The organism is Pseudomonas sp. W2Jun17 (assembly GCF_023127795.1).
Taxonomy (GTDB): domain Bacteria; phylum Pseudomonadota; class Gammaproteobacteria; order Pseudomonadales; family Pseudomonadaceae; genus Aquipseudomonas; species Aquipseudomonas synxantha_A.
The window spans coordinates 38,492-55,020 of record NZ_SPKO01000029.1; the positions used below are offsets into that span (position 1 = coordinate 38,492).

At 58.1% G+C, this 16,529-nt stretch carries 12 protein-coding genes; 9 read left to right on the plus strand and 3 right to left on the minus strand.

What is annotated here, in order from left to right:
* The first annotated feature begins 149 nt into the window (after positions 1-149).
* From E4O98_RS17300 to pgm, 4 genes are all read left to right on the plus strand, one after another.
* The gene (locus E4O98_RS17300; RefSeq protein WP_005788465.1) at positions 150-1,172 is read left to right on the plus strand and encodes a zinc-dependent alcohol dehydrogenase family protein; all 1,023 of its coding nucleotides are present in this window, start codon (positions 150-152) and stop codon (positions 1,170-1,172) included.
* A gap of 703 nt (positions 1,173-1,875) precedes the next feature.
* Positions 1,876-3,300, plus strand: a complete 1,425-nt coding sequence (locus E4O98_RS17305; protein WP_248135771.1) for a hypothetical protein — start codon at positions 1,876-1,878, stop codon at positions 3,298-3,300.
* A gap of 36 nt (positions 3,301-3,336) precedes the next feature.
* Positions 3,337-4,740, plus strand: coding sequence for a PLP-dependent aminotransferase family protein (locus E4O98_RS17310; protein WP_248135772.1), 1,404 nt, complete (start codon positions 3,337-3,339; stop codon positions 4,738-4,740).
* A 105-nt stretch (positions 4,741-4,845) separates the two neighbouring features.
* Positions 4,846-6,489, plus strand: coding sequence for a phosphoglucomutase (alpha-D-glucose-1,6-bisphosphate-dependent) (pgm, locus tag E4O98_RS17315; protein ID WP_248135773.1), 1,644 nt, complete (start codon positions 4,846-4,848; stop codon positions 6,487-6,489).
* Positions 6,490-6,604: 115 nt separating this feature from the next.
* On the opposite strand, the gene E4O98_RS17320 is transcribed toward pgm, so the two are convergent.
* Positions 6,605-7,300 carry a pirin family protein gene (locus tag E4O98_RS17320; protein WP_032875247.1) on the minus strand — a complete coding sequence of 232 codons (696 nt, stop codon included), beginning with the start codon at positions 7,298-7,300 and terminating at the stop codon, positions 6,605-6,607.
* A 218-nt stretch (positions 7,301-7,518) separates the two neighbouring features.
* Between E4O98_RS17320 and E4O98_RS17325 the strand changes: the two genes are divergently transcribed.
* Positions 7,519-9,963, plus strand: coding sequence for a UvrD-helicase domain-containing protein (locus E4O98_RS17325; protein WP_248135774.1), 2,445 nt, complete (start codon positions 7,519-7,521; stop codon positions 9,961-9,963).
* Between the two features lie 80 nt (positions 9,964-10,043).
* Here the strand turns inward: E4O98_RS17325 and E4O98_RS17330 are convergent, their stop codons facing one another.
* Positions 10,044-10,316 carry a DUF1652 domain-containing protein gene (locus E4O98_RS17330; protein WP_005788459.1) on the minus strand — a complete coding sequence of 91 codons (273 nt, stop codon included), beginning with the start codon at positions 10,314-10,316 and terminating at the stop codon, positions 10,044-10,046.
* A gap of 890 nt (positions 10,317-11,206) precedes the next feature.
* On the opposite strand from E4O98_RS17330, the gene E4O98_RS17335 reads away from it, so the two are divergent.
* Positions 11,207-11,659, plus strand: coding sequence for a M10 family metallopeptidase C-terminal domain-containing protein (locus E4O98_RS17335; protein WP_032875250.1), 453 nt, complete (start codon positions 11,207-11,209; stop codon positions 11,657-11,659).
* 2 nt (positions 11,660-11,661) lie between these two features.
* Here the strand turns inward: E4O98_RS17335 and E4O98_RS17340 are convergent, their stop codons facing one another.
* Positions 11,662-12,447 carry a LuxR C-terminal-related transcriptional regulator gene (locus E4O98_RS17340; protein ID WP_005788457.1) on the minus strand — a complete coding sequence of 262 codons (786 nt, stop codon included), beginning with the start codon at positions 12,445-12,447 and terminating at the stop codon, positions 11,662-11,664.
* Positions 12,448-12,646: 199 nt separating this feature from the next.
* On the opposite strand from E4O98_RS17340, the gene E4O98_RS17345 reads away from it, so the two are divergent.
* The 3 genes from E4O98_RS17345 to E4O98_RS17355 all read left to right on the plus strand — a co-directional run.
* Positions 12,647-14,011: an APC family permease gene (locus E4O98_RS17345; RefSeq protein WP_005788456.1), complete on the plus strand. Its 1,365-nt coding sequence runs from the start codon at positions 12,647-12,649 to the stop codon at positions 14,009-14,011.
* Between the two features lie 9 nt (positions 14,012-14,020).
* Entirely contained in the window at positions 14,021-15,127 is a 1,107-nt protein-coding gene (locus E4O98_RS17350) for a P1 family peptidase (protein ID WP_103735198.1), read from the plus strand.
* 366 nt (positions 15,128-15,493) lie between these two features.
* Positions 15,494-16,529 (plus strand): M10 family metallopeptidase C-terminal domain-containing protein (locus E4O98_RS17355; RefSeq protein ID WP_248091291.1); only part of this gene is annotated, 1,036 nt, incomplete at its 3' end.

The window sequence follows — 16,529 nt, forward strand, 5'->3', positions numbered from 1 at the left end:
CTAATTGATTTTTCCTACGATAGTTGAGGTCTGCTCCTCCTTCGCGGAATCAATGACAGGCATGTCGACTATTAATGGCGACCGGTGGTCTTACCTGGAAAGCCCAGATAAAGTTCATGGCATTAGAGGTTACTTTGACGAGGTTTGCGATGTCCCGCACGATCCGTTTTCACAAGTTTGGTCCGGCCGAGGTGCTCAAATGCGAAGAGCATGCAGCCGCGCAGCCCGCACCGGGCGAAGTGCAGGTGCGTGTCGAGGCAATTGGCATCAGTTGGTACGACATTCTGTGGCGCCAGAACCTGGCGTCTTCCCATGCGCGCTTGCCTTCGGGCCTTGGTCATGAAATGGCCGGTGTTGTTGTCGCCCTCGGCGATGGCGTGGATGACTTGGCAGTGGGCGACAAGGTGGCCAGTTTTCCGGCCGAGAGCCCCAATGATTACCCGGTGTACGGCGAGCAGATCGTCCTGCCCCGTTCGGCGCTGACCCGTTACCCGGATGTCTTGAGCCCGATTGAAGCCAGCGTGCACTACACGCCGTTGCTGATTGCCTACTTTGCCTACATGGATCTGGCGCGGGTCAAACCGGGGCAGTTTGCCTTGGTGACCGATGCCAGCCATTGTTCCGGCCCATCGTTTGTACAACTGGGCAAGGCCTTGGGTGTGCGGGTGATCGCCGCTACCAAAGACAGTGCCGAGCGCGAATACCTGCTGTCCCTTGGGGCAGAAAAAGTCATCGTCACCGAAGAACAAGACCTGCTCATGCAGATCAACAAGTTCACCGATAACCGTGGCGTGGACGTGGTATTCGATGGCCTGGGTGGCCCGCAGATGTCGCTGCTCGGTGATGTGCTGGCACCGCGTGGCAGCCTGGTGCTGTATGGCCTGCAAGGCGGCAACCAGACGCCGTTCCCGGCCTGTGCGGCGTTCCAGAAGAACATTCAGTTCTTCGTGCACTGTATCGGCAACTTCACCGGCAAGCCGGAACTGGGCATCATCCAGGACCAGGTGGCAGTGCAGCGCGCCTTGCGTGAGATCAACCAACTGACGGCCGACCGGGTGCTGGTCCCACTGAAAACCACGGTGTTTCCGTTCGGTAAGTTCGTCGAAGCACATCGATACATGGACGAATGCCCGTGTCGCGAGCGTGTGGCGTTGCAGGTTGAAGCTGTTTGAGCTGTAGGAGTATTCGTAAATGAATACGTTGGCGTCTGAGCCTATGAGGCAAATGCGCCATTTGACAGGGCTTAACCCGCATCGGGGTTGAGCCGCCGCGAGGGTGTTGCGCCCTGCAAACAATACCTTTTTTCCTTACGCCGCCCTGAATTCCAGCGCGGCGCTGTTGCGTGCGCGCCAAAAAAGTTCGGTCGCCTGCCCATCTGAACTGCTTTCAGGCGTTGTTCTGTATCTGTTAATCATTATTTGAGTGCCGATAATTGTGTCTTCGCTGTCATCTCAAGGATTGAGCAATGATTGAATACCTGACATTAACGTCTCGCACCTCTGAAACTAGCGATGCACGGGTCGCCTTCTCGAAAGTGCAAAACAAATACGCAGTCGCTTTACCTGAGCCAACAATGAGCGGGTAACTAATATGCGTCGGACGTTTCCTTAGTTGCTTAGTTAAAGTGGTGTAGGGCGTTGTCGGAATATTCCTAAGACATGCGGCCAGCCGCGCTGGAAGCCGTGCACGCCCACGACTCAGCATCGGTGGCGCCATTGACTGCTCCGGTGAGCGGTCCTGCGATTTTGTTGCAGGGTGCTAATGTTGAATCAACCTCGCACGATGCAACTGACGACAAACTTATAGATGTAATGGGTCGAGCAATGACAATTGATAATTGCTTGAAGCTAATATTTCAATTCAGGTAGTAGAACGATGAGCGCTATTCATGAGCAAGCCATGAACTATGTTTACCAGCAAGTTCTGCAACGGTTGGTCGGGCACTTTACCCGTGACGAACGTACCGCACTGCAACTGTTGATCCAGCGAATTGTGGTAGCGGCCGGTGGCATGGAACAAGTAGGCAACTACAAAGTGCTGATTGCTCACGGCGGGGGTGAGGTCAGCAGTTACACCCTGGCGCTGTTGCGTGCGGCGCAACTGAGCATCGCCGGGCGTGCACCCAAGACTTTTCATCTGCGCGTGGCAACGTTGCGGCATCCGGGTATGACTCAGGCAACGCTTGATTCACTGCATCAGGGCTATGGCGCGTTGTTCTTCCATGATGATTCTCGGGTTGAACTGCTGATGGTCGAAAACCATGAAGTACTGCCCTTTAATCATCAGCGCCCGGCGTCCAGTGCCGGGCGTGAAGTCAGCCAGCGCAATATGCTGATGATAGGGCACCTGACGTCCGGGGACATTCGCGCCATCCTGCGCAACGACACGTATCTGGCCCTTGGCGATTTCTATCAGCGGGTTGCTACCTGGAACGGCGGTGTGCACGCAGTGGTCAGCGGCGATTCGGTGCGCAAGCAAAGCCAACACATCGCGTGGCTGAAGAAAAATGCCCTGGCAACCGGTCTCGCGTTCGCGTCCGGCAAGCCGACATCGCTCAACGGGTTGTTTGCACGCATGGAAGAATGGAGCGTCGGCTGCTACCGCGACCTCTATGGCGAGCACTACGCGGGCACCGAGAACCCAGGCCGGGGCGGGCACCGGCATTTGGCCTACATCGGTATTGCCGACCTGCTCGACGATGTCGACGTCGCGCGCGCGCCGCTGCTTACGGAGTTTCTGGCTCACAAGCGCGACCCGTTCGAGTTCCAGTTCAGCCACCCAGCCTATCCAAACCCATTGCTCATGGCACATATGTACGGCTTGCAGGCCCAATGCCTGCGTGAGCTCTCCTATGAGCACGGTGTCGAAGGTTTTGTTCGTCACGCGGCAGACTACATGCTGCGCAGACGCGTCCCCATTGAGTTGATCACCGAGGCGTCCAGCCCGGATGGGCGGGTATTGTCGACCACCTACGCCCAGGCGTTTTTTGGTCTGGATGAAAGTCAGTTGACTTGCCTGCTGTTCGCGCCTTTCGTTCAGCATGGCGAACGGCTGGAGGGCTTCTTGCGTCAATGCCATCCCGGCATGTTGGTGGCACTGCCCGAACTGCACAAGGCGCTGCAGGGCAAGCCTGCTGCGGACATGTTGCATCAGTGGCTGGTAGACACCAGTGGTTTGCCGCTGGCCTTATTGCAGCATTTGTATCGCAAGCGAACATTGCCGGCTGCGCACGGCTCTCGCATCCACAAACAACTGTTTAGCCGGCCCGAGGCCCGGATCGCCCAAGTGTCGGGGCGCTAGCACCGTGCATTGGCGTATAGATGCCGGTGAGCGGCGATGAACCTGAGGGGAGAGCGGCAGGCAGACTTTGCCTATCAGGCGGTGTACCGCTACATGATCAACCTGATCAACGAAGTCAGCCTGGAAACGCCGGTCAAGTTGCCGTCGTTGCGTCAGTTGTCGACACGCATGAACGTGTCGATCTCGACGATTCAGTACGCTTACTCTTTGCTGGAAAAGGAAGGGCGGGTCTACTCGGTGGCCAAGTCTGGCTATTTCGCCTGGCCTGTGGCGACAAACCCGCCGGTCATGGCGGGCGCCGACCTGCTTGAGCGGCTGTATGCGGCGGCGCGACGCCCGACCATGGTGGTGCTCAGTGGTGATGAGCCGGCGTTGTTGGGGTCACTGGATGGCGCTTTGCTTGCGCTGGAGCGCCAGCTGGTGCGCAGGTATCCACACCACCTGCAACCGTCGCAACCTTCTGGCGTATGGGAATTACGGGCGGCATTGGCGGCCCGTTATACCTCGTCGCCTAGCCATTGCTGGCAGGCCGACGAGGTGTATATCGGCGCCGATCTTCAGGGCGTACTGCAAATCCTGATCGACACGCTTGGCCTCGAGGGTACGGTGGTGCTGGCTGAATCGCCCTGCGATTACCTGGTCTTGCGCCTGTTACAAAGCGCTGGCGTGCGGGTTATCGAACTGCCCTGGCACGCCGATGGCAGCTTCGACTTGGCCACGTTCGAGCACCTGCTCAAGCACGAACCGGTGCACCTTGTGCTGCTGTCCTCCGTGGTCAGCATGCCCTCGGGTAACGCGCTGACGCTACCTGAACGGCTGCAAGTAGCGCATTTGCTGGAGCGGCACGCCTGTTGGTTGCTGGAGAACGACACGTTTGGTGAGCTGAGCTTCGCGTCGTCGCAGACGGCTTTGCGCAACCTGGTCAACCCGCAGCGGCTGATTGTGTTTTCTTCGTTCGAAAAGGTGTTGGGGCCAGAAGCGCCGTTTGGGTACCTACTGACGCAGCAAATGGGCAGTGAGTTGCAGCGCCAGTTTTTGCTGCGCTCATTTCGACTTTCCTCCATTCGGCAACGCGCCATTGCTCGGCTATATGAGAGCGGGCGGTTGGATCAGCACTTGCAGACGTTATGCCAGCGCCTTCAGGAACAGGCGCAAGCCATGAGCCATCGGTTGGATGTGCATATGCAAGGGCGTGTGAGTTATCGAATGCCTATCGCCGGGGCAAGTTTCTGGTTGCAGTCGGTGGTGCCGGTGGATATGCGTCTGGTGTTCCAGCGCATGCTCGCCCAGCAGGTCGTGATTGCGCCGGGGGAGTTGTTCAGCCTCATAGGCTTGCATCACCAGCATATGCGCTTGAGTCATACGTTCAGCGGCCACCCCAATCTGGATATTGTCCTGAATGCGCTGGCTCAGGCGCTGCTCCAGGCACAGACCGATTAATGTGTGAAACTTCTCTCCGAATTGCGGGATCGATAACATCGCTCAGTAGTCCAACTCTGAGTAAACTGTCATTTTTTCCGAATCCTTATTTTCCGAGGTTTATGCATGACTATCAGTCCTTTTGCGGGCAAACCGGCGCCGGCTCAGTTGCTGGTGGATATCCCGCGACTGGTCACGGCCTATTACACCGGCCAGCCTGATGCAGCAATCTCTACCCAGCGTGTAGCCTTTGGTACCTCCGGGCACCGAGGCAGTTCGTTCGAGCTGAGCTTCAATGAATGGCATGTGCTGGCGATCAGCCAGGCGATCTGCCTGTACCGTGAAGCCCAAGGCATCACAGGGCCGCTGTTCGTTGGCCTGGATACCCATGCATTGTCCACGCCGGCCGGTGCCAGTGCCCTGGAAGTGCTGGCTGCCAATGGCGTGCACGTCATGCTGGCTGAGGGCGATGAGTACACACCGACCCCGGCGATTTCCCACGCCATCATTTGCTACAACCGCGGCCGCGCCAGCGGCCTGGCGGACGGCATTGTGATCACCCCGTCGCACAATCCGCCGCAGAGTGGCGGCTACAAGTACAACCCGCCCAATGGCGGCCCGGCCGATACCCACGTCACCAAGTGGATCGAAGCCAAAGCCAATGAACTGCTAGCCCACAAGCTTGCTGGGGTCAAGCGCATCACCCATGCCCAGGCGCTCAAGGCGGAGACCACTCATCGCCATGACTACCTCAACAGCTATGTGGCCGACCTGATCAATGTGATCGATATGGACGCGATCCGTAGCGCTGATCTGCGCCTGGGCGTTGATCCATTGGGCGGGGCGGGGGTGCGCTACTGGTCGGCAATTGCCGAGCACTACCGCCTGAACCTGGAGGTGGTGAACACCGAAGTGGATTCCACCTTCCGCTTCATGAGCGTGGACTGGGATGGACAGATCCGCATGGACCCATCCTCCAGCTACGCCATGCAGAGCCTCATTGGTCTCAAGGAACGTTTTGACGTGGCGTTTGCCTGTGACCCGGATCATGACCGTCACGGTATCGTCACGCCCTCCGGCGGCCTGTTGGCGCCGAACAACTACCTGGCGGTGTCCATCGATTACCTGTTCCAGAACCGTCCTGATTGGCGAGCCGATGCGGCGGTGGGAAAAACCGTGGTCAGCAGTGGCCTGATCGATCGCGTGGCTGCACGTATTGGCCGGCGTCTGTATGAAGTGCCGGTGGGCTTCAAATGGTTTGCCGATGGCTTGTTCGAAGGCTCGTTGGGTTTTGGCGGTGAAGAAAGCGCCGGTGCTTCGTTCCTGCGCAAGGACGGCACGGTCTGGAGCACTGACAAGGACGGCCTGATCCCGGCCTTGCTCGCAGCGGAAATGACCTCGCGCAAGGGCCAGGATCCCAGCCAGATCTACCGCGGCCTGACCGATGCACTCGGCGAACCGTTTGCCATTCGCGTGGATGCCAAGGCGACCCCGGCGCAGAAAGCCCTGCTGGGCAAGCTGTCGCCGGAGCAGGTGACGTCCACCCAATTGGCCGGCGAGAGCATCCAGCAGATCCTCAGCCATGCCCCGGGCAATAACCAGGCGATTGGCGGCTTGAAGGTCATGACTGAAAACGGCTGGTTTGCTGCGCGGCCATCGGGTACCGAGGACATCTACAAGATCTACGCCGAGAGCTTTATCGGCGAAGAACACCTCAAGCAGCTGGTGGAAGAGGCGCAGGTGCTGGTGGACGGCGCAATTTCCCAGTAACGGTGTAGGAGGGGGCTTGCCCCCGATAGCGGTGGGTCAGTCACAGATGTGTTGACTGGCATAACCTCATCGGGAGCAAACTCCCTCCCACATTAGATAGCAGCATGATGCAAGATCAGGCCAGGTCGACCAGCACGATCTCGCTGTCCTCGATCGCCGTCACCCGCAACACTTGCTCATCCTCAACGGCCACGCCGTCTCGCGCCTGTGCGCGCAAACCATTGACTTCAATTACGCCGGTTGCCGGCACCAGGTACGCCCGGCGTCCGTTGTCCAGCCGGTATTCGGCGCTTTCCCCAGCTTTCAGGTTCGCCGCCACCAAGCGTGCATCGGCACGAATGCGCAGGCTTTCACTGTCGCCAGCCTTGCCGCTGGCCAGCGTCACAAAGCCTTCACGATTACCTTGCGGAAACGGCTTGGCACCCCAGGACGGTGGCAAGCCGGCCTCATTCGGGATGATCCAGATCTGGAAGATCTTGGTCGGGGTGGCTTCCAGGTTGTACTCGCTGTGCGCGATCCCGGTACCAGCGCTCATCACCTGTACATCGCCCGCCTCGGTGCGGCCTTTGTTGCCCAGGTTATCGGCATGGCTGATTGCGCCTTCGCGTACGTAGGTGATGATTTCCATGTCGCGGTGCGGGTGCTGGGGGAAACCGCTGCCAGGCGCGATGATGTCGTCGTTCCATACCCGCAAATTGCCCCAGTGCATACGCTCGGGGTCGTGGTATTCGGCGAATGAAAAGTGGTGATGGGCGTCGAGCCAGCCATGATGGGCGCCGCCGAGGGTGTTGAAAGGTCGAAGTTCAAGCATGATCGTCTCCTGTGAATGAGCCCATCATCCAGCAGCGCATGATCGATAAAAAGCGTAAAAAATGCCTGATTCCTATCCATCAATTCGATCATTTAAATCTGCTTCAACTTTCACTTCATCGCCTAACTACATGACCGTAAAGCAATTGGCTGGAACTGAGCGTCGATTCCGGCGACCATGGCGGCCTTGTCAAAGCCAAGCTCATCGCAGGAGTCCGCGTGCCGCAACAAAAGCCTGATCTGCCCCCTGAACTGCGCCCCTTGGCTGAAATGCCGTTATTGAAGCGGCTGGCCGCTCGCCTGTTCGGCCATGGCCTCACCCGTTTGCGCGCGCAGCACCGGTTTTCCTGGCTGCATGGCCAGGCCGACGGTTTTCGCAATGGGCATGAAGCCGGTGTGGAATATGGGTATCGCGAGGGTAAGGCCGATGGTCTTGAAGAGGGCCGGCAAGTCCTGTTGATTCGCGACTTTCGCCCTGATGAGCACCGAGCGCCCGGTGTGGATGACAGCCTGTTCGACGATTGGCGATTGCCGCTCACCGCCGATGTGAAGAAGCGCATGAAGGCGGATGTGGCGCGCCTGCTGCCAGCCCACGCGCAGCCGAGCACAGCGCAGTGGAAGATGATCTTCAGCGACACGCCCTCGACCTCGGTGATTGCGGGCGCCGGCGCAGGTAAATCGACCTCCCTGGTGTTGCGTATCCTGTTGCTCACCCATTACCTGGGTTTTGAGTTGAGTTCGATGACCGTGGTGACGTTCACCCGCGAGTCGCGCAAGGACTTCATCAACAAGCTCATGGAGATTCTGAGCCTGTGGGGCCAACCCCTTGACCTGAAACAAGCCCAGGCGGTGGTGCGTACGTTTCACTCGCGCATCCTGCCGATGGTGCGCAGCCTGCCGGGTTTTGAACGGCTGCAAGCCTTCGAAAACCTCAGTGGCGGCTTTGAAGACGCCGATAGCAATGCCTTCGATCTACGTATCAGTGATGCCCAGCGCCAGCATATGAACACCTGTTATCACCGTTTGCAGGGGCATCATGCGCGTTTTCGCGAGTTGATTGCGCCGCTGGCTCGCCAGGGCCTGCAGCTCAAGGAGCTGGAACGCGATCATCCGGACGTGCAAAAGCGCATGGCCGTGACCGAGTTGGCGGCCAAACGTGATGAAGAACTCTGCGACGTGATCGAGGACCTGTGGTTCCGCGCGGGCGCCTGGCCGATCAAAGGCATCGAACCCAGCCGTCAGACCTTTGAAATCAACGGTGCCAAGTTTCATTGCCACGGCTATATCCCGCAGTTGGATGCCTGGGTCGTATTAGGTTTCGATGCGCGGGAAAACGCCGGGATCAGCCGCCCAAACTCAAAATTATCGGTTCGCGCAGAGTGGGCGGTAAAGCGCACCCTGTTTCAAGCTTTCTGCAATAAGCCATTGATATGGCTGGATAACTACGAGTCATCCAAGCGCCTTTTAAGCAGTCTGGCCGGCGAGGCCACGGCAGGGCCTGGCTTTGATTACAAGGTCAAGGGTGAACTCGCCTCGGCGCCGCTGCTGGACAGTTTTGTCATGGCGGCCGGGTTTATCGAGAACCTCGGGCTGGACGTACCGACGGCCGTGGGCCAGATGAGCTTCGCCAAGGATGACCCGGATCGGTTGTTCTTCGAGGCCTTGAGCATTTTCTGGAAGGCCCTGGAAGACCACCTGCTCGATCAATCACCGCCGATCATGACCTACAACCGAATGTTTTCCCTGTTTGGCGAAAATACCCCGGAGAACCTCAAGCTGCTCAGTGATCCCTTGCTGCGGCCGATGTCACACCTGATGATCGACGAATTCCAGGATGTATCGCCGCAGATCGTCTCGTGGATCCGTGCCACGCTGCGGGAAATCCGCAGTCGCGGCCCAGCCATGCACGTCGGGCGTGGGGCGCAACGCTCATCCTTGCTGTGTGTCGGCGATGACTGGCAGTCGATTTATGGCTGGCGCGGCAGTTCGCCCAAGTACTTCATGGAATTCAACCAGGAATTTGTCGCACCGAGCACCACTCGCGTGATGCTGGGCGAGAACTACCGCAGCCACCAACACATCATCGACGCGGCCGAGCATATCGTGCGCACCGCACCGGCCATCCCCGGCAAGAAGGCCAAGGCCAGTGGCGAGCCCAAGGCATTGGTGCCGGTCACCGTGCAGGAGCGCGACGACGCGGCGCTCGGCCGGCGGTTGCTGGAGCATTACCAACGCGGGGATACGATCTTGATGCTTTATCGAAAAAGCAGCGATAAGTTGCTGATTCAAGAGCATATTCAGTCTGTTTTTAATGTGGATTCTAGCTTGCCGGTCCACGAGCGCCGTCTGAAACAGCTCACTTACCACAGCGCCAAGGGCCTGCAGGCCGATGCAGTATTTCTGCTTGGGGACTGCCAGCATCTCACCAGCTCGCCCTACAAAAACCAGGTCTACCGCATGGCGGGCTTGGGCAAGGAAGGTGACAGCGAGCCGTACGACAATGCGCAAAAGGACGAAATACTACGGCTGGCCTACGTCGGTATTACCCGAGCGGTCAGCCACTGCTACTGGTATGTGGAAAAGCCGGAGGGCCAGGGTGTAAATGTGCCCAGGGCATCCGAGCGGGTGGATGGCAAGAAAGCGTTTTTCGACGATCAGCGCTGAACCTTCAGCTGACACACAGCAAAATGCGGGAGGGGCTTGTCCGCTCCCGCATCAGGTAATCGGCGGCTGACAAATACTATTCAGGCCCGCAACGACAACGGCGGCACAAAACACTCCAGCTCATCCTCCACGGCCTCGATAATGCGCTCCACATCAGCGGCGTTCATCACTGTGGCGCAAGGTATGCCGGCGATGGCGATCAATGTTTCACCGCTGGCGCGGTCGAACAGTCGGGCGATCATGCTGCCGGGGGCATCCATACTCCCCTCGAAGCCCATCGGATGAAAATGCCAGCGCATCAACTGGCACGCATTGGGAAAAGTTACTTTGTTCATGTTGCCTACCTTGTTCATTGAGCGCTTCCTTTAGCTCGCGGCAGGGGTCAGGACCTTCGTTGGTCAAGACGGCGAAGAACTTAAAAATAGCATTCGTTCGCAAGTACAAGGTGAGTTTTTCGGCCCCGTTCGGCGGTTCTTTTACCTGATTTTGATGTGGATCATGTCCTACAGCAGATTAGGCAAAAGGCCATTACTTCGAATGGTCGTCTGGCCATTGTGGGGGGCGGGTAGATTTAGGCAATCTCAAGCATTTTGTTCGCTGTGCTGGCGCAGGGGCGGTGCGACGATTCGACTTGCTCCCGATGGCGGCCTCAGGGCTGACCAGGGTGCTGGATCAGACCGGGTATATATCCGTTATTTGGGTAACGGCTGCTATTGGTTCCGCTTTTACAGCGGGTCACTTTCGAAAAGCGCGAAAGTAACCAAAGCGCTCTTGCCCCACCACTCGGCACCTCGCTTAGGCTCGGTGTGCCCGTAATCCGACATGGATTTGGGGGGCCGCCGCCACGCGCCATCCATGGCGCGGGGCGGCTAAACCGGCATCCCTGCCGATTTACCCCCCAAATCCCTGTCGAATTCCGGCCAGCGTGGTTTGACGGGGCGCTTAAGATCAAAAGCAGATCAAGATCAAGATCAAGATCAAGATCAAGATCAAGAGCGGCTCGCTTCGCATCGTGGTTACCGTTGGCTGCTATCAAGTTGTGCAACGGGTCGGTCTATATCGCACCGGACGTTAATTGACACTTTTCAGATAATTAACCGGCCACTGGTTAAATAAATAATGGCGTCATGATTAAGACATTTTCTGTCAACTATTCCGAATGGAAAGAAGGGGTGTCACTGTGAGAGATTTCGGCCGCAACACGTAACACTCTCACATAACTGATTATCAACAGGTGACTTATATGTCTTCCATAGAAAGCCTTCCAATCGGCGGTACATGGACCCAGTCCGAGTTACGTGGCACAGACCAGCGCGAACGGCTGGAGGCCAGGCGCGGCGAGCCTTCAGTGCTGGTCGGCGGGGCAGGCGGCGACCAACTGGTGGGGCGTCAGGGTGCCAATACATTCAAATATGAAAAAAGCACCGACTCCCTCAGCGATGATCCGGACACGATCCTGAATTTCAATCCGAAAGAAGATGAGATCGATGTGTCCCTGATGTTAAAGGACCACGCTATATCGGCAATCAATATTCAACCAGGCCCGCCTGTGGAGGTGGGCGATGTGCAACTGAGCCACGCGTTCGGCGTGAGTACATTGACTATCAAAGTCAATGCCGAAGGGCCGAACTTTTCCGTACGCGTTGATGGTGTAAATCTGTTGCCGCAGCATATTAATTTCTTCCATTCGGATTAAGCCTACGGGTTCTCCAGGTCATGCCCCAGCGACTGGATAAACAGTGAAAACAACTCGGGCTGTGACGAGATATCGAGCTTGGCGTAAAGGTGCCTGCGGTGCACTTTGACCGTGTCCGGCGAGATCTTGAGGCGTTCGGCCATGGCCTTGGAGGAAAAACCCCGTAACACCAGGCGAGCGATTTCCAGCTCGCGGTCCGACAGTACACCACTGCCGAAATGACTCAGCGCGTCCCGAATCTGGCTGTCTATTGCCGGTGCTCGCTGAGTGCTTTGCTGCCAGTGCTGCTGCATCAATGGCAGCACCCAAGCAGCCAGTGTGGTCAACAGCCCGGTTTCCTCAAAGCTGAAGCGTCGCTGCATACCCAGGGACAGTGAAAGCGTGCCCGTGCCGGGCAATTGCAGGATCAACTGCACTTCGTCTTCCAGCACGTTGTCGTGGAAGTAGTTGAGGAAGTACTCACTCTGGCGAAAATGGTCCGGCGCCACTTCCTCCAGGCGGTACACGCCGCTGGCATAGTTCTCGCGGCACGCCTGGTAGAACGGATCGAGCAGGTACAGACCGTTGAGGTACACCAGCATCGACGCCGGTTTGCTGCTGGGCTGGGCGTCGTACTCCTCAAGGGCCTGGGGCGGGCCGTCCAGCGGGTAGAAAATCGCCAGGGCGTTATCGAAGGGCAGGCATTGGTGCAATAACAGCACCAATTGTTTCCAGAACCGTTCGGTGCCGATTTGTGACAGGGTGCGCCCCAATCCCGCGTGCATGCCGATTTCCCGGAACAGGCTCATATCACTGGCTCCCCTCAAAAGATCGGCCAAGGGTTCGGCTTTTAGCCGGTACCGTCAAGGGGAGTACGCCAATAGGGGAATTGGCCTACCGGCCCGCCAGCCGATAACGTCGTCACTATTCAACGGGAAGCATATCCCGCACACACACATCATTTTTCGTTTCTGCCTCACACCAAAAACAACGACAGAGGATAACGATATGAGCGCTACCCCCACGCCCGATGGCGTGCTCAAGCCCACCTTGAGCGTCTTTGATGTAGTGGCTATCACCGTTTCTGCGGTGACGCCGGCCAGTTCCGTATTTGTGATCGCCCCGTTCGCCATTCAGCAAGCGGGCAGCGGTGTGTTCCTGGCGTTTGTGATGGCCGGGCTGCTGGCGTTGATGTTCGCCTTCTGTTACGCCGAACTCGGACGCGCCCATAACAGTGCCGGTGGCGAGTATGTGTATGCCAAGCGCGTGTTTGGTGGCATGGCCGGCTACGCCACGTTCCTGACGGTGCTGGTGATGTTGCTGTTTATTCCGCCGGTATTGGCGACTGGTGCGGCGACTTATCTGAATAATGCCCTGGGTACGAACTTCGACTCCCAAACTGTCGCCCTGGTGATCGTGGTGTGCAGCTACGCCCTGGGCATTCTCAATATCAAGCTCAATGCCTGGATTACCGGCACCTGCCTGCTGTTGGAAGTGGCAGCGTTGCTGGTGATTGTGGTGATCGGCTTCGGCAACCCGGTGCAGCCGGCCAGCGTATTGTTCCAGCCGCAGATCGTCGAAAACGGCGTGTTGCACCTCGCGCCCTGGGCCCTGGTGATCGGTGCCGTCGGTATTGGCCTGTTCTCATTCAATGGCTACGGCCCGGCGGTGTTGCTGGCCGAAGACATGAAATGCGGCGGCAAGGGGGTACACAAGGCGGTGCTGTGGTCCCTGGGGTTGGTGGTGGTGATCGAACTTGTGCCAATCACCGCACTCTTGATCGGCGCGCCGTCTCTGAGTGAGATGATCAGCAGCCCCGACCCCATTGGCTATCTGTTGACCAGTCACGGTAATGAAACCCTGTCGCGGTTGGTCAGTGCCGGGATTTTCCTGTCGGTGTTCAACGCAATTGTGGCCATTGTCATCCAGATCGGCCGGGTGGTGTTCAGCAGCGGACGCGATGCACTGTGGACGCCGAGTATCAACAAGCTGTTCACGCGGATTCATCCGCGCTGGGATTCGCCGTGGCTGGCTACGTTGTTCCTGGCGATTCCTTCGGCGCTGTTGAGTTTCAGCTCGAACCTGGCGGATCTGACGTCGTTCAGCGTGTTGCTGATCATGCTGGTGTACCTGGTGGTGGCGCTGAGCGCGCTGATGAGCCGGGTGCTGCTGCGTGATCGCGAACATCCCTATCGCATGCCATTGTGGCCGTTGCCGGCCGTGCTGGCGGTGCTCGGCGCGGGGTATCTGTTAGTGACCTTGATCCTTGAGGCGTCGATGCGCGACATCATGGTCATTATCGGCTTGCTGGCGCTGTCGGTGATTTTGTATTGCATCAGTGGCCGGTCGAGTCCGGTCTTTCAGAAATTGTAAGGAGTGGGTATGCGCGCACGTCAATTGGGTATCACGCTGGGGCTGGGCACGCCTGGCGAATTGAATGCCATCACCGATGTTCCCGGGGTTCGCGTCGGCCACACCACGCTCAAGACGCGTGTCGACGGCAAGCAGGTGCGTACCGGCGTGACGGTGGTCCAGCCACGCGCCGGTGAGGCCCGGCATCAACCCTGTTTTGCCGGGTACCACGTGCTGAACGGCAATGGTGATGCCACCGGCCTTGAGTGGATCAACGAGGCCGGATTGTTGACCACGCCGATGGCCATCACCAACACCCACAGCGTCGGGATCGTGCGTGACACCTTGATCGCCCTGGAGCGCGAACGCCTGCAAGACCCCGCGGTGTACTGGTGCATGCCGGTGGTCATGGAAACCTATGACGGCCTGCTCAACGATATCTGGGGCCAGCATGTGCAACCTGAGCATGTGCGCCAGGCACTCGACCATGCCGAAACCGGCCCGGTGCAGGAAGGCGCCGTGGGCGGCGGCACCGGGATGATCTGCCATGAGTTCAAGGGCGGCATCGGCAGCGCATCCCGGCGCTTGTCGGCGGAGCAGGGCGGCTGGACCGTCGGCGTATTGGTGCAGGCCAACCATGGCAAGCGCCAGGAGCTGCGGGTCGATGGCTACCCGGTGGGCCGACATTTGATGGACATCACTTCGCCCTTTGCCGAGCAGGGCACGCCCGGCATGGGGTCCATCGTGGTGGTTATCGCCACCGACGCGCCGTTGCTGCCCCATCAGTGCCAACGCCTGGCGCAGCGGGCGTCCATCGGTATCGCACGCACCGGTGGCGGCACCGAGGATTCCAGCGGTGACTTGTTTCTGGCCTTTGCCACCGGTAATCAGGATTTGCCGCAGGCGGACTACGGGCGCAAGGACCTGCCGCTGCGTACCGCGTTGCATATGGTCAATAACGATCATATTTCTCCACTGTTCAGCGCGGCGGCGGAGGCAGTGGAAGAAGCAATCATCAACGCGATGCTGGCAGGGGAAGACATGACCACACAGGCGGGTGTCCAGGTGCCTGGCCTGGCCGGCGAGACCCTCTTGGCAGCATTGCACAAGTGTGGCTGGAGTGTGCCCCGGCAATAGGGGACACTGCACTTTAATAGTGCAAGTAGTGGCTATTTAATGCCGCTAATGACACCGTGACAATATATTGGATCCATTACTCAAGTGCGCCGCTCAACTTGGAGCGGCTTTACTGCTATTTAATATTTAAATAATGCGGCGCTCGAATTCGGCGGGTAAAAGCAAGCGTTCCCAGTAAACACTGCGTGGGACTTCCTCAAGTTGAACCTGTGTCACATTTTTGCTGTGGAAATAGATGTAGACGAAAGATTTCAAGTTGTGTCAGTTTTCTTACGCCTTCAAAAGAGGTGAGTGATAGGACTATCCTCGCCCGCGAGGTTCCTATCGAACAAAGACTGATGCACTTGCAAACAAGGAAGTACGTTTATGTCAAAAGTAAAAGACAAAGCTATTGTATCTGCCGCGCAAGCCAGCACTGCTTACTCGCAAATCGATAGCTTCAGCCATTTGTATGACCGTGGCGGTAACCTCACAGTCAATGGCAAACCGTCCTACACCGTGGACCAGGCAGCGACCCAGCTGCTGCGGGATGGCGCCGCGTATCGGGACTTTGATGGCAACGGCAAGATCGATCTGACCTACACCTTCCTCACCTCGGCTACCCAGAGCACCATGAACAAACATGGCATCTCAGGGTTCAGCCAGTTCAACGCCCAGCAGAAAGCACAGGCCGCACTGGCCATGCAATCCTGGTCGGATGTCGCCAACGTGACCTTTACCGAAAAGGCTTCCGGCGGTGACGGTCACATGACCTTCGGCAACTACAGCAGCGGCCAGGACGGCGCCGCGGCCTTCGCTTACCTGCCCGGCACCGGTGCGGGCTACGATGGCACCTCGTGGTACCTGACCAACAACAGCTACACGCCGAACAAGACTCCGGACCTGAACAACTATGGTCGGCAGACCCTGACCCACGAAATCGGCCACACCCTGGGCCTGGCTCACCCTGGCGACTACAACGCCGGGAACGGCAACCCGACCTATAACGACGCGACCTATGGACAGGACACGCGTGGCTATAGCCTCATGAGTTACTGGAGCGAGAGCAACACCAACCAGAACTTCAGCAAAGGTGGCGTCGAGGCTTACGCTTCCGGCCCGCTGATCGACGACATCGCCGCGATCCAGAAGCTCTACGGTGCCAACCTCAACACCCGCGCCGGCGACACCACCTACGGGTTCAACTCCAACACCGGGCGTGATTTCCTCAGCGCCACATCCAACGCCGACAAGCTGGTGTTCTCGGTGTGGGACGGTGGCGGCAACGACACCCTGGACTTCTCTGGCTTCACTCAAAACCAGAAGATCAACCTCACTGCCACCTCGTTCTCCGATGTTGGCGGCCTGGTCGGCAACGTGTCGATCGCCAAGGGCGTCACCATCGAGAACGCATTCGGCGGTT